The sequence below is a fragment of the Nonomuraea sp. NPDC052265 genome (assembly GCF_044547985.1).
GTDB lineage: Bacteria > Actinomycetota > Actinomycetes > Streptosporangiales > Streptosporangiaceae > Nonomuraea.
Map to the genome: position 1 here is coordinate 12,494 of NZ_JBIUBJ010000027.1, position 20,890 is coordinate 33,383.

The following is a 20,890-nucleotide window of genomic DNA, read 5'->3' on the forward strand; positions in this document are numbered from 1 at the left end:
CTGCCCCCGCTTTCGTGGTGTCGGCGTTGTGTGCCATTCCCCGATCGGGGAAACGTATACGGATTGTGAGCAGTTGAGCACTAAACGTTGTTCGGGGGATCGATGAACATGACCGGGGCGATGGACGCCAGGAACCGTCAGGCCGCCATCGACCGGCTGGCGGAGCAGTCCTTCGACGTGCTCGTGATCGGCGGCGGCGTGACCGGCGCGGGCGCCGCGCTGGACGCCGCCTCCCGCGGGCTGCGCGTCGCGCTCGTGGAGAGCCGCGACCTGGCCTCCGGCACGTCCAGCCGGTCCAGCAAGCTCATCCACGGCGGGCTGCGCTACCTGGAGCAGTTCGACTTCAAGCTGGTTCGCGAGGCGTTGAAGGAGCGCGACCTGCTGGTCTCGCGGCTGGCCCCGCACCTGGTCAAGCCGGTCACGTTCCTGTATCCGCTGCAACACGGGCTCATCGAGCGGCCGTACGTGGGAGCCGGGCTCACCCTGTACGACACGCTGGAGGGCATGCGCCGGCCGATGCCCCGGCACCGGTACCTGTCGGTCAAGGAGTCGCGCCGGATGGCCCCCGGCCTCCGCGCCGACGCGGTGTCGGGCAGCATGATCTACTTCGACGCGCAGGTGGACGACGCGCGCTTCACGCTCACCCTGGCCAGGACGGCCGCCGCGCACGGCGCCGTGATCGCCACCCGGACGCGGGTCGTCGAGATGCTGCGCGACCAGGGCAGCGAGCGGATCGTCGGGGCCCGCGTCCATGACGAGGAGACCGGCCGCGAGCTCGACGTCAAGGCCGACGCCGTGGTGGTGTGCGCGGGCGTGTGGACCGACCCGATCAACGGGCTGCCCGGCTCGGCGCCGGCCGGCTTCAAGGTCAGGATGTCGAAGGGCGTGCACGTCATGGTGCCCGGCGAGGCCATCGCCTCGTCCACCGGCATGATCATCCCGACCGAGAAGAGCGTGCTGTTCATCATCCCGTGGACGCGGCGGCGGTGGATCGTCGGCACCACCGACACCGAGTACGACGGCGACCGGGAGGAGCCGTCGGCCACCGGCGAGGACATCGACTACATCCTCGACCGCGCCAACGCCGTGCTGGCCAGGCCGCTGACCCGCGACGACGTGGTGGGCGTCTACGTGGGGCTGCGCCCGCTGGTGGCGGCCGACGAGAGCTCGGCGACCACCAAGCTGTCCCGCGAGCACGTCGTGGACGTGCCGATGCCCGGCCTGGCCACGATCGCCGGGGGCAAGTTCACGACGTACCGGGTCATGGCCAAGGACGTGGTCGACGCGGCGCTGGAGGGCTTCGACGTGCCGGACTCGGTGACCGACCGGCTGCCGCTGATCGGCGCGGACGGGCTGCCGGCGGTGCGCGCGTCCGTACGGCGGCTGGCCGAGGACCACGACGTGGACGCCGACGTCGTGGAGCACCTCGTCCAGCGCTACGGCACGCTGGCGCCAGAGGTGCTCGCCCTGGTCGACGGCGACCACTCGCTCGGCGAGCCGCTGGTGGAGGGCTGCCCGTGGATCAAGGCCGAGGCCGTGTACGCCGTCACCCACGAGGGCGCGCTGCACGCCGAGGACGTCCTGTCGCGCCGGACCCGGATGCTCATCGAGGCGTTCCCCGCCGCGCTCGACGCGGCCCCGGTGGTGGCGCGGCTGATGGCCGGGCTGCTCGGCTGGGACCAGGACCGGGTCGAGGCTGAGGAGGCGCGCTGCCGCACCCTGATCGAGGCCGAGCGAAAGGCCCTGGCCGAGGCCACGGCCCCGCGCCGCGAGGCCGCGGCCGCGTCCTAGCGGCGGGTGGTCAGTGGCGCAGGAGGGTCAGGGACGGTTCGGGGGTGACCGTCAGACGGGCCCGGCCGCCGATCGGGAAGGTGGCCAGCGGGTTGGTGTGGCCGACGTCGACGTTGGCCAGGACGGGGACGTCCCGCAACCCCGGCTGCGTCTCGACGATCTGCTCCAGCAGGGCGCGGGTCATGTGGCTGGCCTGCTGGAACCGTCCGATGACCAGGCCGCGGACGGTCTCGGCGCCCGGGAGCTGGAGCAGCGAGGTGAGGTTGCGGGCGAAGGTGGCCGGATGCGACTCCAGGTCGTCCTCCACGATCAGCAGCGCGCCGTCGAGTGACGGCATGTACGGCGTGCCCTGCAGCAGGTTCAGGGTGCACAGGTTGCCGCCGACGACACGCCCCTCGGCGGCGCCGGGCCGCAGCGGCCACCAGCCCTCGCCGCGGATCGGCTCGCGCTTGTCCTGGTCGAGGAACCACAGGTCGTCGGTCCAGTACTCCGCCGCCGCCAGCTCGACCGGCGCGTCGCCGAACAGGACGGAGGTGAACCACTCCAGGGTCTGCTCGAAGTGGTCCCGCATCCCGAACGTCGACCAATGGGGCCCCGAGTACGTGACCAGCCCGGCGCGGGCGAGGACGGCGTTCTGCAGCGCGGTGATGTCGGAGTAGCCACAAAGGATCTTGGGGTTGGCCCGGATCAGCTCCCAGTCGAGGTGCGGCAGGAGCTCGTTGCAGTTGTAGCCGCCGATGACCGTCAGGATCGCCGCCACCGACGGGTCGGCGAAGGCGTCGTGCAGGTCGGCGACGCGGGAGGCGACGCCGGTGGAGTTGAAGGCGTCCCGTTCGTCGACGTGGCGGCCGTAGGTGAGCGTCAGGCCGAGCTCGGCGAAGCGGGCGTCGATGAGAGCGGTGTGGTCGTGTTCCATGACCATCGCGCGCGAGCAGGCCGGCGCGACCACGCGGACCACGTCGCCCGCCTTGAGTTTGGGGGGATGGATGACGTCCATCCAGCGAAGCATAGGCGAGCCGCTTTCCGCCTCCGCCCATACCGCGAACGAGGCCGCGTCGGGGGATCGGCGCGGCGTGGCCGGTCACCAGCCGGATCGCCACCTGCCTCGACGACGTGATCGGACGGTGTTCGCGGCCGTCGCGCGGGGTGCGGCACGCCGGGTGAGGAGCAACTCCGGGGTGGGGTCCGTCCTGGCGTCTAGGGTGTTTGCCATGGTCAAGTGGCTCGTACTCCTGCTGGCTTGCTCGTTGACCGGGTGCGCCGGTCCCGTCGGGACGGCCGGGCGCACGTCGGCGCCCACGTCCGCGTCCACGTCCGGGTCCGGGTCCGGGTCCGGGCCGTCCTCGTCCATGACGCCGAGCGCGTCGTCGCCCGACGCCGCCGGCGCGGGTGGGAGGGAGTTCGGCGGGTGCGGGGACGCCCGGTGCGAGGTCACCCTCAAGGCGGGGGACGTCCTGCGGTTCGGGCAGCGTCACGGGATCTCCCGGTTCGCCGTCGGGAGCGTCGAGGGCGACAAGGTCACCTGGGAGGCGGACTTCACCGGGGGCGGGGACATGAGCTCCCAGGGCGAGCAGGGCGGCTCGTCCACCTGCAAGTTCGACGAGGGCGGGGGCTGCTCGGGCTACATCCGGGGCGTCACCACGCTCACCCTGAACGACGTCGTCCTGCGTTTCCTGTCCTTCGAGCGCGGCCGCGCCGTCGTACGGGTGACACCGAAGCGATGACCGCGTCCCGCTGACGTCCCCCGAGATCCGGCGATTACCGGCCGTGCTCATCTTGACCACGACCCACACGATCACGGACGTCCTGCGCTGGTCAGACTGGCGGCGTCGCCATCAGGCAACCGCCCGACACCGCCACTACCAGCGCAGATCCCAACCATGATCGCGATGTGTCACTGGAGTGCTGAGGCTGTACCGGGGCGACCGGGAACGAGGTCTACGTCACGCCGGTCGCCCCGGAATGAGCCCTCGACCTCTCGCGGCGCGGCACCGGCACCCAGGGGTGAGGGCGCGGGTCCTGGAGCAGTGGCGGGTCGGGGTGCGGGCGGGGCTCCTGGAGGAGATGGCCCGCTGGAGCCGCCGGACGAGCAGCGCACGCGCCCGGCTCCGCCCGCCGGGCAGCCGGTCGAGCAGGCGCCGGGGCCAGCAGGTAGAGGGCGTGCCAGGTGGGCGAGCCGGGGAGGAAGCCCATGCCGGGCCTTCAGGTCGTCGAAGGGCGGCTTGGAGGTGTTGAAGCCGATCAGGTCGGTGCATCCGGACATGGCGTTGATCAGCCGGGACTTCACGTCGGGCCGGGGCAGGATCTTGGCCAGGCCGGCGGCGCTGACGTCGGTGTAGGCGATCGAGGTGGCGTCCTCGCCCCTGCTCTCGATGAGCCGGTCGTCGATCACGCCCTGCCGCAGGCCCTGCTTGGCCCGGGCCGGGACCGGCGGGAGGGGGCTCGCCGGCCCCGGCGCCCGGGTGGTCTAGTACTCGGTCTTGACGCTCGCGCCCGAGAAGGTCTGCGCGGCGTGGAGGCTGATGTAGTTGTAACCGGCGGGCGGGTTGTTGATCACCAGGGTCTCGGCGTTGCCCGACGCGGTGGAGCGCTGGGTGTAGGCCGAGGTGGTGGCCCAGGTGGCGGCGTTGTAGTAGAGGTCGGCGTTCCCGGTGCCGCCGGAGGCGGTGATGGTCAGCCGGGCCGTGCCCGCGGGCAGGTAGATGTAGAGGTAGGCGTAGTTGCCCTGGGTGGCCGACAGGTTGCCGCGCTTGCAGTTCTTGTCGAGCTCGCGGGTGTCGGAGGCGGTGCACTCCGGCGTCGAGCCGCCGCCGGTCGACACCGTGACCTGCTTCGACGCGGTCGCGGTGGCGCCGCCGTTGTCGGTGACGGTCAGCGTGACCGTGTACGTGCCCTGCGCCGCGTAGGCGTGCGACGGGTTGGCCGCGGTGGAGGTGGCGCCGTCGCCGAAGTCCCAGCGGCGGGCGGCGATGGTGCCGTCGGAGTCGGTGGAGGTGTCGGTGAAGGCGGCCGTCAGCCCACTGGCCGTGGAGGTGAAGTTCGCGGTGGGCGCCTGGTTGCCGGTGCCGCCCCCGGAGCACGCCCCGGCCGCGCAGGCGGCGAGCCAGGTGTACCAGTCGGAGTCGTAGCGGCTGCCGATCGTGCTGGTCAGGAAGGACCTGGCGGTGCTCCACGCGCCGGTCCGGTACGAGCCGAGCAGCGTCGCGACGTCGGCCGGGTGCTTGTCGAACATGTAGCGGACGGCCAGGTAGCCCCACCGGTAGATGCGGGTGGTGTCATGGTCGTAGGTGGTGTTCCACAGCGTGCTGAGGGCGTACGTGCGGTTGCCTGCCTCGGTGATCGCCGCGTCGTAGACGACCTTGCGGTAGGAGTAGGAGACGTACTCGGCGAAGCCCTCGATCCACCAGATGGTCGGCGTGCTCACCCCGGCGTTGAAGTCGCCGTACATGTCGAACCGGCCGTCGAGGTAGTGGGTGTACTCGTGGTTGAGGTTCCAGATCTGGAAGTCGGGGCGCAGCCACTCGGCCTCGTAGGCGATGAACCTGGGCTGGTTGCCCGCGGCGGCGGGGTCGCCCTCCAGGTACATGCCCCCGTTGTTGGTGTCGATGCCGAACATCGCGCCGGCGTAGGTCTGGTAGTCGGTGCTGGAGTCGAAGACCACCACCTCCAGCGTGGTGTTGTTGTCGCTCGCGACCGGGCCGTTGTCCTTGACCAGGTTGTGGAAGAAGGCGTCCTGGTTGGCCAGGCTGGCGCAGGTGGAGGCGAGCTGGCCGGCGGTGACGTCCTGGGCGCGGATCCTGATGCTGGCGCTGCACGTGTGGGTGATCGGCAGCACGCTGGCCGCCAGGCGGTTCGCCAGGTCGCAGGTGCCGTAGTAGGAGCAGTTGGCCTTGTCGTAGGAGTCGGTCATCTCGGCCACGCCCACCCACAGCGGCGCGGTGGCGCCGGTCATGGCGCTGCGGCCGAGCAGGTTCTTGGCCAGCGGCCGGACGGTGGCCTGCAACGTCGTGTGCTGCAGGAAGCGGCCCAGCTCGCGCCCGGCGTTGGAGGCGAGGTAGGCGCGGTCGGTGCCGAGCAGGTTGAGGTGGTTCGTGGCGAAGGAGTTCAGGGAGTCCAGGACGCTGCGGTCGGCCTGCACGGCGCTGACGAACGCGGGCACCTGGTGGCCGCGGAAGAGCACGGTGTAGACGTTGTTGACCGCGTTGAGCATCCACCACGACGCGTCGTAGGAGCTGTTGTAGCCGTCGAGCAGGCGCTTGACCACGTACAGGTAGCGGTCGTTCTGCTCGGCGCTGTCGATGAGGGTGACGGCCTCGGCCAGCACCTCGCCGTTGGCGTCGCTGACGGTCGAGGACCGGGAGCTGCCGAAGAAGGCGTCCAGGCCCGAGCGGATCGCGGTGGTGAGCGCCTGGCCGTACGTGCCGACGTCACCGGAGTTGTACCAGTGGACGTAGTAGCCGGCGCGCAGGTAGAGGACCAGTTGCGCGGTGCCGGTGGTGTTGTCGCCCGGGTAGTTCGCCGAGTTGTCGCGCAGGGCGTAGGCGACGGTCGTCATCTGCGCCTCGCGGAAGGCGTTGTAGGCGTCCGAGCCGGTCAGGTTGAACAGGGTGTTGACGCAGTCGGTGGCGCTGGCCTTGATCTGCTGGACCAGGGCGCTGCCGGTGCGGCTGGTGAAGTCGGAGATGTTGCAGGCGGCCGCCGCCGCGACGCTCTTCCGCGCCGACGGTCTCGGGTGCTCCGGCCGCGTGGCGGGTTCGTCGTAGTCGCGGCGCAGGGCGTCCTTGGCCGCGGGCTGGGGGGCCCGGTCGCGGGTGTCGAGCCGGGTCTTGCCGACGTGCGGGGCTTCGTCGGCCGGGACCGCGAGGCGGGCGGCCGGGGGCGGTTCGGCCGCCGCGCTCGCCGGTGTCGCGGCGAACGGTGGGAGAAGGGCTAATGCGGCCAGGGGAACGATCAGCCGCCAGCCGTGCAGGACCTTGCGCACAAGAACCTCCGGGGGGTATCCGCATGGATGCGAGGTCGGGTACGAGTGTGCGGTCCGTCCGGAGGGCGTGGTCATACGACGCCGCATAAGTGTTGCCTATGGGCGTTCCGAATGCGTCGCCAAGAGCCATCACATGTCACATAATCCTGAGCTATGGACCTGGATCTCCGGCATCTCCGAATGGTCTGTACGATCGCCGAAGCGGGCAGCGTCACCAAGGCGGCCGCGCGCCTCGGGCTGTCCCAACCGGCGATCACCACCCAGCTCCGCAGGATCGAGGACATGGTGGGTGGCGAGCTGTTCACCCGCAGCCGGAGCGGCGTCGAACCCACCCAGCTCGGACGTCAGGTCATCGCCCGCGCCCGGATCGTCCTGTCGGAGATCGACGCGCTCTTCGGCGACCTGCACGACGCGAACCCGGCCGTCACCGGGCTCCGGCTCGGGTGCAGCCATCTGGCGTGCGTGGCCAGCGTGGTGGACCGGGTCGGCGAGGCGTTGCCCGGCCGGTCGATCTCCCTGCGCATCGAGCCGTCCAGCGTGCAGCTCGCCGACGCGCTCACCCACGGCCAGCTCGACGCCGCGCTCATGGGCATGATCGAGGGCTTCGACGTCACCCTCACGCCGCCGGTCGTCACCCGCACGCTGGTGCCCAGGTATCCCATCTTCGTGGCCATGTCCGCCGGGCACCCGCTGGCCGAGCAGCCCGAGGTGCACCTGTCCGACCTCAGGGACGAGCGCTGGATCAGCCCGCCCGGCGCCGACGACGGCTCACTCGCCGCCCTGCGCGCCTCCTGCCGGGCCGCCGGCTTCGAGCCGGACGTGCGCTACGACGCCCCCAGCGGGGCCGGGCGCCCGCTGGTCGCCGCCGGGCTGGGCGTGCGCCTGGTGGACCCGACCTGGCCGGTGCCCGAGGGCACCGCCGTACGGCCGCTGGTGGGCGAGCCGCAGGTCGGGCACCTGGTCATGGCCTGGCGCAGGGACCTGATCGGCCCGGACGCGGCGGCGGCCATCTACCGCGGGCTCGCCGCCGCCTTCGAGGATCACATCGACGACAACCCCATCTTCCGCCAGTGGTGGGACGAGCACCCGGGCGCCCATCCCCTCCGCTGACCCCCCGCGATCAGCGCGCCAGCCGCAGAGTCACCAGCTCGAACGGCCGCAACGTCACCGGGATCGACCGGCCGGGCCGCTCCGGCTCGGCCAGCGGGCGTTCCAGCAGGTCGGTCACGGTCACCGAGGTGACGGGGAAGCCGGCCGTGAGCGTGGCCGCCGCCCGGCCGCCGCGCGACTCGTGGAAGCGCACGACCACGTCGCCGCTGCCGTCGTCGGCCAGCTTGACCGCGGTGACGACGACCGCGTCGTCGTCCACCGTGACCAGCGGCGCCACCTCGGCGTCGCCGGACAGCACCCGCTCGGGCAGGTTGACGAACCAGCCCTCGCGCACCGCGTCGCCGATCGTCGCGCCGGGCAGCAGGGCGTGCCGGAAGGTGTGCCTGCCCTGGTCGGTCTCGGGGTCGGGGAAGCGGGGGGCGCGCAGCAGCGACACCCGCAGGGTCGTGGTGGTGCCGCCGTCCTCGCGGACCGTGCGGGTCACGTCGTGGCCGTAGGTGGAGTCGTTGACCACGGCCACGCCCCAGCCGGGCTCCTCCAGGTGCACGAACTTGTGGTTGCACGCCTCGAACTTGGCCGCCTCCCAGCTCGTGTTGGTGTGGGTGGCGCGGTAGGCGTGGCCGTACTGGCTCTCGGAGGCGTAGCGCTCGGCCCGCACGTCGAGGGGGAAGGCCAGCTTGAGGAACTTCTCGGTCTCGTGCCAGTCGACCTCGGTGGCGATGTCGACGCGCCGCTCGTGCAGCGAGATCACCTGCGTGACGGACGAGCCGCCGAACGAGCGGGTGACGACGACCGAGCCCGGCTGCTCGCCGGCCCTCACCTCGTCGGCGGCGGTGAGGTCGAGGACGGTGTTGCGGTAGAACTCGTCCACGTCCCAGGCGTCCCACATGTTCGGGAAGTCCTGGTGGAGCTGGAGCAGGTTGGCGGCCTGGCCGGGGGGCAGGGTCTCGCGCCGGGCGCGCAGGTCGTAGGCGGAGACGATCAGGCCGTGCCCGTCCACCTCGACCCGGAGCAGGCCGTTGTCCAGCACGTAGCCGCCGCCCTCGCGGGGCTCCCTGCTCGTGGCGGCCCCCGGTACGGCCGGGGCCGCGCCGCCGGCCGGCACGCCGTCGCGGGCGTGCGGGGCCGCGTTGAAGACGAGCTCGCGGGAGCCGTCCCCGGCCAGGGCCCGCTGGGCGTCGCCGATCAGGCCGGTCAGCTCCTCGGCCAGCGCCGCGTAGGTGTTCCTGGCCTCGCGGTGCACCCAGGCGATCGACGACCCGGGCAGGATGTCGTGGAACTGGTGCAGCAGCACCGTCTTCCAGATGCGGTCGAGCTGCTCGTACGGGTACGGCGCGCCGGCCCGTACGGCGGCCGTCGCGGCCCACAGCTCGGCCTCGCGCAGCAGCGACTCGCTGCGCCGGTTGCCCTGCTTGGTCTTGGCCTGGCTGGTCAGCGTGGCCCGGTGCAGCTCCAGGTAGAGCTCGCCCACCCAGACCGGCGGGTTGGGGTATTCGGCCTCGGCCTTGGCGAAGAAGCCGGCGGGGGTCTCCCAGGTGACGGTGGCCGAGCCCTCCAGGTCGCGCAGCCGGGCGGCCTTGGCCACCATCTCGCGGGTCGTGCCGCCGCCGCCGTCGCCCCACCCGGTGGGGGCCAGCGAGTGCCGGGCGACGCCCTTGTCCTTGAAGTTGCGGGCCGCGTGCGCGATCTCCCTGCCGCTCATCGAGCAGTTGTAGGTGTCGACCGGCGGGAAGTGCGTGAACACCCGCGTCCCGTCGATGCCCTCCCACAGGAACGTGTGGTGCGGGAACGTGTTCGTCCGGCTCCAGGAGATCTTCTGCGTGAGCAGCCGCTTCGAGCCGGCCGCCTTGATGATCTGCGGCAGCCCGGCCGCGAAGCCGAACGTGTCCGGCAACCACACTTCCTCGTTGTCGACGCCGAACTCGTCGATGAAGAAGCGCTTGCCGTGCACGAACTGGCGGGCCATGGCCTCGGAGCCGGGCATGTTCGTGTCGGACTCCACCCACATGCCGCCGGCCGGGACGAACCGCCCGGCCGCCACGGCCTTGGTCACCTTGGCCCACACCTCGGGCCGGTGCTCCTTGATCCACGCCCACTGCTGGGCCTGCGACATCGCGAAGACGAACTCCGGCTCGTCGGCCAGCAGCGCCGTCATGTTGGAGGCCGTACGGGCCACCTTGCGGACGGTCTCGCGCAGCGGCCAGAGCCAGGCCGAGTCGATGTGCGCGTGCCCGACCGCGCTGATCCGGTGGGCCGAGGGTACGGCGGGCGCGGACAGCACGCCGGCCAGCTCGGCGCGGGCCGCCTCGGCGGTGGCGTTGACGTCCTGGAGGTCGATCGCGTCCAGGGCGCGGTCGATCGCCCGGGTCAGCTCCGCGCGGCGGCCGCTGTCGGCGGGCAGCTCGTGCATCAGCTCCCCGGCGACCTCCAGGTCGAGGATCAGGTTCCACACCGTCTCGTCGAACACGGCCAGGTCCATGCGCACCAGCCGGTACTGCGGCTCGCCGCCCGCCGTCTCCCGGTCGCCGAGCGGGGTGGGCACGAACGGCTTGTAGCCGAGCACGACCGGGTTGGAGGCCGCCTCGATCCGCAGCTCGACGTGCTCGCCGCCGGTCGCCGGCGCGCCGACGCGCACCCACTGGTTACGCGGGTTGAGCCCCTTCACCGGCGTGCCGTCGGGCAGGTGGACCAGGCCCTCGCACTGGAAGCCCGGCATGTTCTCGTCGAAGCCGAGGTCGAGCACCGCCTCGACGGTCCGGCCCGCCCAATCCAGCGGGACCGTGCCGGTCACCGTGAACCAGCTCGTGCCCCACGGCGCGCCCCACGCCGTGCCGACCGCGATCGGCTCGGCGGGCGCGGCCAGCCCTTCGGCGACGGGTACGGGCTCGCCCGGCGCGTGCCAGACGCGTACGTCCATCGGCACGGACTCGGGATAGACGGCCGGGCGCAGACGTTCGTCCAGCACGCGCTTGAGACGGGCTTCGACCAGTGTGCGGTCGTCATGCATCGGAGAGCTCCCTAGAGGTGAGGGGTCAACCCTTGATCGCGCCTTCCGCGACGCCCCTGAAGAAGAAGCGCTGGAGGGACGCGAACACGATCACGATCGGCAGGAAGGAGATCATCGTGCCCGCCGCGATCAGGCGGGGGTTGGCCGTGAACGTGCCGTTGAGGTACTGCAGGCCCACGGTCAGCGTGTAGTGGTCGGGATCGTTGAGCACGATGAGTGGCCACAGGAAGTCGTCCCAAGCGCCGATGAACGCGAAGATCGTGATCACACTCAGCATGCCACGGACGTTCGGCAGTCCGATATGGCGCAACCGCTGCCATGCGGTCGCGCCGTCGATGATCGCGGCCTCGTCCATCTCGGGCGGGATCGAGCTGAAGGCGACCCGCATGAGCAGCACGTTCAGCATGCCGATCGCGCCGGGCAGCGCCACGCCGGGCAGCGTGTCGGCCAGGCCCAGGTCGCGGACGATCACGTACTTGGACACGATCGTCACCTCCTCCGGCAGCACCAGCGTGGCCAGGAACGCGCCCAGCAGCAGCTTGGCACCCCGGAAGCGCAACTTGGCCAGCGCGTAGCCGGCCAGCGTGGCGCCGACGGCGTTGCCGGTGACCACGATGGCCGCCACGACCACCGAGTTGGCGGCGTACGACCAGACCGGGATCGTGCGGGCGACCTCCACGAAGTTGTCCAGCGTGGGGCGCTCGGGCAGGAAGGCCGGTGTGCTGGTGTAGATGTCCTCGTCCAGGCTCTTCAGCGACGTGGACAACTGCCACAGGAACGGCGAGACGGTGATCGCCAGCACCAGCAGGAGCAGCGCGTACCGCAGCGCCCGCTCCCCCGGCGAGATCGTGTTGAACGAGCCCCCGCCCGGACGGCGGCGCCGGTGGGTCGGATCGGTCCGTGCCACCTCAGGCCGCCTTCCTGTCGAGCCGCAGCAGCAGGAGCATCGGGCCGATCGTGATCACCAGCAGCACGAGGCTCAGCGCGGAGGCGTAGCCGAGATGGCCGGAGAAGCCGCGGCTGTACATCTGGATCAGCATGACCACCGACATGTCGCGCCCGCCGGGGCCGCCGGTGCCGTTCGACAACACGTACAGCTCGGAGAAGACGCGCAGCGCCGACACCGACACCAGGACCGAGACCAGCAGCATGGTGTTGCGCACGCCGGGGACCGTGACGCTCCAGAACCTGCGGATCGCGCTCGCGCCGTCCACGGCGGCCGCCTCGTGCAGCTCGCGCCGGACGTTCCCGAGCGCCGACAGGTAGATGATCATGTAGTAGCCGAGGCCCTTCCACACGGTCAGGCTGATCGCGCTGAACAGCAGCAGCCACCGGTCGGTCAGGAACGGCACCGGCGCGGCGATCACGCCCAGCCACTGCGCGAAGCCGTTGACCAGGCCGCGGTCGTCCAGCAGCCAGCCCCAGATCAGCGCCACCACCACGGCCGAGGCCACGACGGGGGTGTAGAAAGCGGTGCGGAAGAACATGATCCCGGGCAGCCGCTTCTCCACCAGGATGGCGATCAGCAGCGGCAGCATCGTCAGCAGCGGCAGGCAGACCAGCATGAACACGACGCTGTTGACCAGCGCGTCCACGAGCTGGTCGTCGTTCAGCACCCGTTCGGCGTTGGCCAGGCCGGTGAAATGCCCGCCGCCGAGCGGCTTGGCGTTCGTGAACGACAGCACGACCGTGTTGATCGATGGCCAGACGTTGAACGCCACCAGCCAGACGGCGGCGGGCAGCACCAGCAGCCACGGCGTGAACCAGCGGCGGTGGGTCATCGGCTGCTCAGCCCTTGAGCAGTTCGTTGCACTTCGCCACCGACTTGTCCAGCGCCTCCTTGGAGCCGATCTCGCCGCTGATCGCCGCCGCGAACTGCTGCCTGACGTACTTGCTCATGGCCTCGGTCACCTCGTACGGCTGCAACACCTTGGCCTTGGCCAGCGAGGTGAACGCGGTGACCTTGGCGTCGCCGGAGTTCGTGCCGTCGCTCCTGCTGAAGAACGGGTCGGCGGACGACGCCTTGGTGCTGGGGAAGATGTTGACCAGGTGGGCGAAGGCGGCCTGGTTCTCGGCGTCGGTCACCCAGCGGGCCAGGGCCAGCGCGGCGGGCGGGTTCTTGGTCTTCCCGGAGACCGACAGGCCCTGGACGTACAGCGGGGGCACGTCCCAGACCGGCGAGGAGACCACCTTGGGGGCCAGCGTCGGGTTGTCGGTGGCCAGGCTGGTGATGTAGTTGCCGCCGCCGGTCGTCCAGGCGACCGTGCCCTCGTTGAACAGCTTGGCGTTGCCCGCGTACGTGTCGGTCAGCACGTCGCGCGGCAGCAGGCCGTCCTTGAACGCCGCCCGGTAGCGGTCTAGCACGGCGACGGCCTCGGGGGTGTTGAAGACGAAGCTCCGGCCGTCCTCGGCCAGGATCTTGACGCCCGCCTGGGTGAGGTCGCCCAGCTCGGGGCGGCGGCTCATCAGGTAGACCTTGCCGCCGGACTTCTCCTTGACCGTTTTCGCCTGCGCGACCAGCTCGTCCAGGCCCGCCGGCGGCTTGGCCGGGTCGAGGCCGTACTTCTTGAGCAGCTCGGAGTTCCAGTAGTTGACGTCGGTGTTGAGGTACCAGGGGTAGCCGTAGACGCCGTCGTACCCGGAGAACCGGTACGCCTCGACGCCGCCGGGGACGTACTCGTCGGCCAGCTTGGCGTCGGCCCGGCCGACGTCGAGTAACAGGCCCTGCTTGACCAGGGGCAGCGCGAAGTCCGGCGGCAGGTTGGTGACGTCGGGCAGGGTGCCGCCGGCCGCCTGGCTCAGCACCTTCTCGGAGTAGCCGTCGGCCGGCTGGTCGAGCCATTCGACCTCGACACCCGGATACTTCTTCTCGAAGGCGTCGATGACGCCCTGGACGTAGTCGGTGAACTTGGGCTTCAGCGCCCACGTCTGCAGGCTCACCTTGCCCTTGACCTCGCCGGTCAGGCTCGCGCTCGGCACGGCCGGCCCTTGTTCCGAACCCTGCTCCGCGCCGCCGAGCCCGCAGCTCGTGGTGATCATCGTGGCGGCCACGGCCAGTCCTGCCCAGTACCTTCGCATGAAGCACTCCTTCTGGGTACTAAACCGCTCTAGTTGCGGGACTATCCACCGGGCTACACTGCGGTGTCAATAGATGAGACGAATCCGTGAGGAGCCAGCCGTGGGCCGACCGACGATCGCCGACATCGCCGAGAGGGTCGGGGTGTCGAAGGGCGCGGTGTCGTTCGCACTCAACGGCCGTCCCGGCGTCAGCGAGGCGACCAGGGCCCGCATCCTCCAGGCGGCCAAGGAGATGAACTGGCGGCCCCACAGCGCGGCCAGGGCGCTCGGCGGGTCCAGGGCCGAGGCCGTGGGGCTGGTGATCGCCAGGCCGGCCAGCACGCTGGGCGTGGAGCCGTTCTTCGCCCAGCTCCTGTCGGGGCTGCAGGCCAGCCTGTCGGCCCAGTCGGTGGCCATGCACCTGCTGGTGGTCGAGGACGTCGAGGCCGAGATCGAGGTCTACCGCGAGTGGGCCTCCGCGCACCGCGTGGACGGGTTCATCATGGTCGACCCGCAGGTCCGCGACCCGCGCATCGACGCGCTCCAGGAGCTGGAGGTGCCCGCCGTGGTGCTCGGCGGGCCGGGCGGCCACGGGTCGCTGTCGAGCGTGTGGGCCGACGACCGGGAGGCGATGTTGTCGGTGGTGGACTACCTGGCCGCGCTCGGCCACCGGCGCGTGGCGCACGTGGCCGGGCTGCCGCGCTTCCGCCACACGCAGCGGCGGATGCGCGCGCTGCGCGACTCCGTGCGCAGGCTCGGACTGGTCGAGGCGGTGTCGGTGCCGACCGACTTCAGCGACGCCGAGGGCGCCGCCGCCACCAGGACGCTGCTGTCGCGCGGGCGACGGCCCACCGCGATCGTCTACGACAGCGACGTGATGGCGCTGGCCGGGCTCGGGGTGGCGGGCGAGATGGGGGTGCGCGTGCCGGACGAGCTGTCCATCGTGGCCTTCGACGACTCGGTGCTGACCCGGGTCACGCATCCGGCGATCACGTCGTTGTCGCGGGACACGTTCGCGCTGGGCGGGCAGGTGGCCGAGGTGCTGCTCGAACTGATCGCCGACCCGGGGCGCAGGCGCGACCTCAGGACCGCCACGCCGCGGCTGGTCGTCCGCGAGAGCACCGCGCCCCCGTCCCGCGGCGCCTGACCGCGTCCCGGGCTTCCCCGGCGGGCCGCCGGGGCGTCCTGGAAGCGGTGTCTTGGCAAGCGGACTAAACCGATTTAGGGTTCGGGGAGTTCGAATCGACTCCTCGGAGGACGTGTGCCCTTCCCCTTGCGTTTCGGCGCCAACTACGTGCCCTCGGAGGGCTGGTTCTACAGCTGGCTCGACTTCTCGGCCGACGCCGCCCGCCGCGACCTGGCCGACCTGGCCGGGATCGGCCTCGACCACATCCGGATATTTCCGGTCTGGCCGTGGATTCAGCCCAACCGCGCGCTCATCCGGCAGCCCGGCATCGACGACGTGCTCGCCCTCATCGACATCGCCGCCGAGTTCGGCCTCGACGTCTGCGTCGACCTCCTCCAGGGCCACCTGTCCAGCTTCGACTTCCTGCCGTCCTGGGTGCTCACCTGGCACCGGCGCAGCCTGTTCACCGACCGGGACGTCCGCGACGGCCTGGCCGCGTACGTCGACCGGCTCACCCGCGAGGTCGCCACCCGCGGCAACGTGTTCGCCGTGACGCTGGGCAACGAGGTCAACAACCTCTTCCCGGCCAACGGGACCACCCCGGAGTCCTCCTCGGCCTGGGCCGCCGAACTGGTCGGCGTGGCCCGCGCCGCCGCCCCCCGCCTGCTCGCCCTCCACTCCCTCTACGACGCCACCTGGTACGACCCCGGCCACCCCTTCCACCCGGCCGACAACGTCGATCTGGGCGACCTGACCACCGTGCACTCGTGGGTGTTCAACGGCGTGTCCGCCCTCGACGGCCCGCTCGGCCCGGCGACCGTCTCCCATGCCGACTACCTGGTCGAGCTGGCCGCCGCCACCGGCGCCGACCCGGCCCGCCCGGTCTGGCTCCAGGAGGTCGGCGTGCCCGCCCCTGACGTGCCCGCCGCCGACGCGCCCGCGTTCGTGCGCGGCATGCTCGACCTGGTCACCGCCAACCCGGCGCTCTACGGCGTCACCTGGTGGTGCTCCCACGACCTCGACCGCTCGCTGGCCGACTTCCCGGACCGCGAGTACGACCTCGGCCTGTTCACCGTCGACCACCGGATCAAGCCGGCCACTCGGGAGCTGGCCGCCGTGATCGCCGAGCACCGCCGCTCCGGCGGCGCCCGGCAGGGTGACGGCGGCGGCAGGCCCGCGCTCGTCTGCGAGGCCGACCTCGCGACCGAGCCCGGCCGGCGCGGCGAGGTCGCGCCGGGCAGCCCCTTCCACGCCGAGTGGGTACGGCTGCGCCGATCGGGGCCGGTGGCCATCGTCACCAAGGCCCGGAGCGCGGACGCCGCGCATCTCGAAGCTCGGGGGATCGACACCGTCCTGACCCAGGCATGAGACAAGGAGCTCAGATGCCACGCAGGCTGTTATCCATCTTGTGCGCGGCGGCCTCATTGGCCGCCGCGCTGGTCGCGGGCCCGGCCCAGGCCGCCGCGGCCCAGCCCGGCGACCAGCCGTACGCCTCCTACTGGTACCCGGACACCATCCTGTCCTGGGACCCGGCGACCGACCCCGACGCCCGCTTCAACCGCTCCCGGGTGCCGCTGCGGCCCAGGATCCAGGACCCGGCGCTGAAGGCCAACGCCGACGCCCGCGCCGGCGAGGGCCGCATCGCCTCGCTGGTGTCGTTCGGCCCGACCTCGAACAACCCGTCGCAGGGCTCGTACGACCCGAACTACTACGCCTTCGGCTACTGGCAGTACGTCGACACGCTGGTCTTCTGGGGCGGCTCGGCGGGCGAGGGCCTGATCCTGGCGCCCAACCCGACGGTCATCGACGCCGCCCACCGCAACGGCGTGAAGGTGTACGGGACGGTCTTCTTCCCGCCCACCGCCTACGGCGGCCAGATCCAGTGGGTGCGCGACTTCGTCCGCAGGTCCGGCTCCTCGTACGTGGTGGCCGACAAGCTCGTCCAGGTGGCCCAGCACTACGGGTTCGACGGCTGGTTCGTCAACCAGGAGACCGCCGGCGGCGACGCGGCCCTGGCGACCGAGCTGCGTTCGCTGATGAAGTACGCCAGGGCCAAGGGCCCGGTCGAGTTCATGTGGTACGACGCCATGACCGAAAGCGGCTCGGTCTCCTGGCAGAACGCCCTGACCACCGCCAACGACGCCTTCCTGGCCGACCCGGCCAAGGTCTCCGACTCGATGTTCCTGAACTTCGGCTGGTCGGCGAGCGGCCTGGCCTCCTCCCGCGACCGGGCCGGCTCGCTCGGCCGCAGCGGGTACGAGCTGTACTCGGGCATCGACACCGAGGCGAACGGCTACGGGACGGGCGTGTCCTGGGACGCGCTGTTCCCCGCCGGCCGGCCGCACGTCACCTCGCTCGGCCTCTACCGCCCGGAATGGACGTGGAAGTCCTCCTCCAGCCGGGACGACTTCCGCACCAAGGACGCCCGCTACTGGGTGGGCGCGAACGGCGACCCGTCGGACACCTCGACGTCCTCCTCTTGGAAGGGCCTGGCGACGTACGTCGCGGAGTCCAGCGCGGTCACCGCGAAGCCCTTCGTGACCGGGTTCAACGCCGGGCAGGGCGACTTCTACAACGTCGGCGGCGTCCGGGTGCGGACCGGCGGCTGGAACAACCTGTCGCTCCAGGACGTGCCGCCCACCTACCAGTGGCTGGTCTCGTCCGCCGGGACCAGGCTCACGCCCTCGATCGACTTCGGCGACGCCTACGAGGGCGGTTCCTCGCTGCGCCTGCGCGGCCGGCTGGACTCGGTCAACACCGTCCGGCTCTACCAGACGAAGCTGCCGGTGGCCGCCGACACCAAGCTCTCGGTCGTCTTCAAGGCCCCGGCGGCGGGCGCGACGAACCTGCGGGCGGCCGTCGCCTTCACCGACGCGCCCACCACGTTCACCACGTTCGACCTCGGCTCGGCCGCGGGCACCGGCTGGGAGCGCAGGACGCTCGACCTGTCCGCCCACGCCGGCCGGACGATCGCGCAGCTCGGCCTCCAGGTCAGCGGCGGCAAGGACGCCTACGACATCCGCGTCGGCCAGATCGCGGTCTACGACGGCGCGGTGGACGTCCCTCCCGCCCCCACCGGCGTGACCGTGCTCGGCGCCACCGACGTGTCGGCCGGTCGCAAGTCGCTCCGCCTGTCCTGGACGGGCTCCGGCCAGGTCCACCACTACGACGTCTACCGGCGTGATCCCGACGGGACGCGTACCCACCTGGGCGCCACCCCGAACGACGCCTACTTCGTCCCGCAGCTCGACCGGGTGGGCACGGAGACCTCGACCACGATCGACGTCGAGGCGGTCTCCCCCGAGTACGGCCGCTCCCCCGCCGCCTCCACCACGGTCACCTGGGGCGGCGGCCCCGGCGACAGCAACCTGGCGCTCGGCCGGCCCGCCACCGCCTCGGGTCAGTGCAACGCGGCCGAGGGCCCGGCCAAGGCCGTCAACGGCAGCGTGACCGGCGGGAACGCCGACAAGTGGTGCGCCCTGACCAGCGCGAAGTGGCTGGAGGTGGACCTCGGCGCGGCGAAGGAGCTCACCCGGTTCGTGGTCAGGCACGCCCAGGCCGGCGGCGAGCAGGCGAGCTGGAACACCCGTGACTTCACCGTCCAGGTCCGCTCGTCCGCCTCGGACCCGTGGACCACGGCCGTCACGGTCACCGGCAACACCTCCGGGACCAGCACGCACCCGGTCACCGCGACCGCCCGGTACGTGCGGCTGAACATCACCCGGCCGGCCCAGGACGCCGACCCGGCGGCGCGGATCTACGAGTTCGAGGTCTGGGGCTCCTGACGGGGGCCGAGGTGCCGGCCCGCCTGCCCGGGCCGGCACCTCACTCCGCCGTGCGCAGCGGGAAGTGGCAGGCCACCTGGTGCGCGCCGCCCGCCAGCGGCGGTTCGGTCCCGCAGATCTCCTGGGCGAGCGGGCAGCGCGTCCTGAACCGGCATCCCGTGGGCGGGTTCTGCGCGCTGGGCAGCTCGCCCTTGATGGCGACGCTCGTGCGCGGGGCCACGCCGGGCTCGGCGGAGGGCACGGCCTCGATCAGCGCCTGCGTGTACGGGTGCCGGGCGGCCCTGACGACGTCGCGGGCGGGCCCGACCTCGACGAGCTTGCCCAGGTACATGACGCCGATCCGGTCGGACATGTAGTCCACGACGGACAGGTCGTGGCTGATGAACACGTACGACAGGCCCAGCTCGCGCTGGAGGTCCCGCATGAGGTTGAGCACCTGGGCCTGGATGGAGACGTCGAGCGCGCTCACCGGCTCGTCGCACACGATCAGCCGCGGCTCCAGGGCCAGCGACCTGGCCAGCCCGATGCGCTGGAGCTGGCCGCCGGAGAACTCGTGCGGGTACCGGTCGAGCACCCGTCGCGGCAGTCCCACCTGGTCCAGCAGGGTGCCGATGCGGGAGCGGCGGCCGGCCCGGTCGCCGGCCTGCTGGATCTCCAGCGGTTCGGCCAGGATGGAGTCGATGCGCATGCGCGGGTTCATCGCCGCGTAGCTGTCCTGGAACATGAGCTGGACCCGCCGGTGCATGCGGCGGCGGGCGCGCCGGTCGAGCGTGGCGATGTCGGCGCCGTCCACCACGATCCGGCCGGAGGTCGGCTCCTCCAGGCCGACGATCAGCCGGCCCACGGTCGACTTGCCGCAGCCCGACTCGCCCACGAGCCCGAACGTCTCGCCGGGGCGCACGTCGAAGCCGACCCCGGCGACGGCGCTCACCTGCGGCGCCTTGCGGCCCAGCGAGCCCGTGCCGTCGTAGTTCTTGACCAGTTCGCGGACGGACAGGATCGGCGCGGCCCCCTCCTGCGGCCCGGCCCGGTCGGGCCGCGGCGCGGCGGCCTCGGCGCGCGCCCGCGGCTGGAGCACCGGGTGCAGGCAGGCGTGCTGGTGCTCGCCGCCGGACAGGGTCACGTCGGTGGTACGGCACTCCTCGGTCGCGAACCGGCAGCGGGGCGCGAACCGGCAGCCGGTCATCGGCCGGGACAGGTCCGGCGGCAGGCCGGGGATGCTGTAGAGCGCGCCGCCCTCGTGGTCGGCCGCGCCGGGCAGCGACTCCATGAGGGCCTCGGTGTAGCGGTGGCGCGGCTGCCGGAACAGCTCGGCGGTGGTCGCGGCCTCGACCACGCGGCCGGCGTACATGACGGCGACGCGGTCGGCGCGGCTGGCGATCACGCCCAGGTCGTGGGTGACCAGGATGACCGCCATCTGGAACTCCTCGCGCAGGTCGTCGATGAGTTCGAGGATCTGGCGCTGGGTGGTGACGTCGAGCGCGGTGGTCGGCTCGTCGGCGATGAGCAGCCGGGGCGAGCAGACCAGGGCCATGGCGATGACCACGCGCTGGCGCATGCCTCCGGAGAGCTGGTGCGGGTAGGCGTCGGCGATCTTGTCGGGACGCGGCATGCCCACCCGGCGCAGGATCTCCACGGCCCGCTCGCGCGCCTCGGCCTTGCCGACGCCCTGGTGGACCCGGAGCGGCTCGGCGACCTGGGCGCCGATGCGCATCGTGGGGTTGAGCGAGGTGAGCGGGTCCTGGAACACCATGCCCATCTCGACGCCGCGGATCCTGCGCATCTCGGCGGGCGGCAGGGACAGCAGGTCGCGGTCCTCGAACAGGATCTCGCCACCGACGACCCGGCCGCCGGACGGCAGCAGGCCCATGATCGACAGTGCGGTCATGGTCTTGCCGCTGCCCGACTCGCCCACGATGCCGAGCGTCTCGCCCTGCCGCACCTCCAGGTTGACGTGGTCGAGGGCGTGCACGACGCCCTGACGCAGCGGGATGTCGGTGCTGACGTCGCGCAGGCGCAGCAAAGGGCTCATG

Annotated in this window: 14 protein-coding genes; 6 read left to right on the forward strand and 8 right to left on the reverse strand. The window is 71.6% G+C overall.

The window, feature by feature from the left end; translation table 11 throughout:
- The first annotated feature begins 108 nt into the window (after positions 1–108).
- Positions 109–1,791 (forward strand): glycerol-3-phosphate dehydrogenase, encoded by a 1,683-nt coding sequence (gene glpD, locus ACIHAD_RS43035; protein ID WP_397360607.1) that lies wholly within the window; start codon positions 109–111, stop codon positions 1,789–1,791.
- A 10-nt stretch (positions 1,792–1,801) separates the two neighbouring features.
- On the opposite strand, the gene ACIHAD_RS43040 is transcribed toward glpD, so the two are convergent.
- The gene (locus tag ACIHAD_RS43040) at positions 1,802–2,788 is read right to left on the reverse strand and encodes a S66 peptidase family protein (protein ID WP_397360608.1); all 987 of its coding nucleotides are present in this window, start codon (positions 2,786–2,788) and stop codon (positions 1,802–1,804) included.
- 214 nt (positions 2,789–3,002) lie between these two features.
- On the opposite strand from ACIHAD_RS43040, the gene ACIHAD_RS43045 reads away from it, so the two are divergent.
- Positions 3,003–3,515 carry a hypothetical protein gene (locus tag ACIHAD_RS43045; RefSeq protein WP_397360609.1) on the forward strand — a complete coding sequence of 171 codons (513 nt, stop codon included), beginning with the start codon at positions 3,003–3,005 and terminating at the stop codon, positions 3,513–3,515.
- A 170-nt stretch (positions 3,516–3,685) separates the two neighbouring features.
- Here the strand turns inward: ACIHAD_RS43045 and ACIHAD_RS43050 are convergent, their stop codons facing one another.
- Both ACIHAD_RS43050 and ACIHAD_RS43055 read right to left on the reverse strand, forming a co-directional pair.
- Positions 3,686–4,183 carry a hypothetical protein gene (locus ACIHAD_RS43050; protein ID WP_397360610.1) on the reverse strand — a complete coding sequence of 166 codons (498 nt, stop codon included), beginning with the start codon at positions 4,181–4,183 and terminating at the stop codon, positions 3,686–3,688.
- 75 nt (positions 4,184–4,258) lie between these two features.
- Positions 4,259–6,772, reverse strand: a complete 2,514-nt coding sequence (locus tag ACIHAD_RS43055; protein ID WP_397360611.1) for a collagenase — start codon at positions 6,770–6,772, stop codon at positions 4,259–4,261.
- 153 nt (positions 6,773–6,925) lie between these two features.
- Between ACIHAD_RS43055 and ACIHAD_RS43060 the strand changes: the two genes are divergently transcribed.
- A complete protein-coding gene (locus ACIHAD_RS43060; RefSeq protein WP_397360612.1) occupies positions 6,926–7,882 on the forward strand; it encodes a LysR family transcriptional regulator in 957 nt (318 codons plus the stop codon).
- 10 nt (positions 7,883–7,892) lie between these two features.
- Here ACIHAD_RS43060 and ACIHAD_RS43065 read toward each other — a convergent pair whose 3' ends face one another.
- From ACIHAD_RS43065 to ACIHAD_RS43080, 4 genes are read right to left on the reverse strand one after another with little or no spacing between them, the layout of a single operon-like run.
- On the reverse strand, positions 7,893–10,889 hold the full coding sequence (locus ACIHAD_RS43065) for an alpha-mannosidase (RefSeq protein WP_397360613.1): 2,997 nt from the start codon (positions 10,887–10,889) through the stop codon (positions 7,893–7,895).
- Between the two features lie 25 nt (positions 10,890–10,914).
- Positions 10,915–11,796, reverse strand: a complete 882-nt coding sequence (locus ACIHAD_RS43070; RefSeq protein WP_397360614.1) for a carbohydrate ABC transporter permease — start codon at positions 11,794–11,796, stop codon at positions 10,915–10,917.
- A gap of 1 nt (position 11,797) precedes the next feature.
- The gene (locus tag ACIHAD_RS43075) at positions 11,798–12,670 is read right to left on the reverse strand and encodes a carbohydrate ABC transporter permease (RefSeq protein ID WP_397360615.1); all 873 of its coding nucleotides are present in this window, start codon (positions 12,668–12,670) and stop codon (positions 11,798–11,800) included.
- Positions 12,671–12,677: 7 nt separating this feature from the next.
- Positions 12,678–13,967, reverse strand: a complete 1,290-nt coding sequence (locus ACIHAD_RS43080) for an ABC transporter substrate-binding protein (RefSeq protein WP_397360616.1) — start codon at positions 13,965–13,967, stop codon at positions 12,678–12,680.
- 100 nt (positions 13,968–14,067) lie between these two features.
- On the opposite strand from ACIHAD_RS43080, the gene ACIHAD_RS43085 reads away from it, so the two are divergent.
- The 3 genes from ACIHAD_RS43085 to ACIHAD_RS43095 all read left to right on the forward strand — a co-directional run bounded on the left by ACIHAD_RS43085 (position 14,068) and on the right by ACIHAD_RS43095 (position 18,857).
- Positions 14,068–15,093, forward strand: coding sequence for a LacI family DNA-binding transcriptional regulator (locus ACIHAD_RS43085; RefSeq protein WP_397360617.1), 1,026 nt, complete (start codon positions 14,068–14,070; stop codon positions 15,091–15,093).
- 114 nt (positions 15,094–15,207) lie between these two features.
- Positions 15,208–16,440, forward strand: coding sequence for a glycosyl hydrolase (locus ACIHAD_RS43090; RefSeq protein WP_397360618.1), 1,233 nt, complete (start codon positions 15,208–15,210; stop codon positions 16,438–16,440).
- Between the two features lie 14 nt (positions 16,441–16,454).
- Complete coding sequence (locus ACIHAD_RS43095; protein ID WP_397360619.1) at positions 16,455–18,857, forward strand: discoidin domain-containing protein; 2,403 nt, start codon at positions 16,455–16,457, stop codon at positions 18,855–18,857.
- 40 nt (positions 18,858–18,897) lie between these two features.
- On the opposite strand, the gene ACIHAD_RS43100 is transcribed toward ACIHAD_RS43095, so the two are convergent.
- Positions 18,898–20,889, reverse strand: a complete 1,992-nt coding sequence (locus ACIHAD_RS43100) for a dipeptide ABC transporter ATP-binding protein (protein WP_397360620.1) — start codon at positions 20,887–20,889, stop codon at positions 18,898–18,900.
- Position 20,890 lies beyond the last annotated feature (1 nt).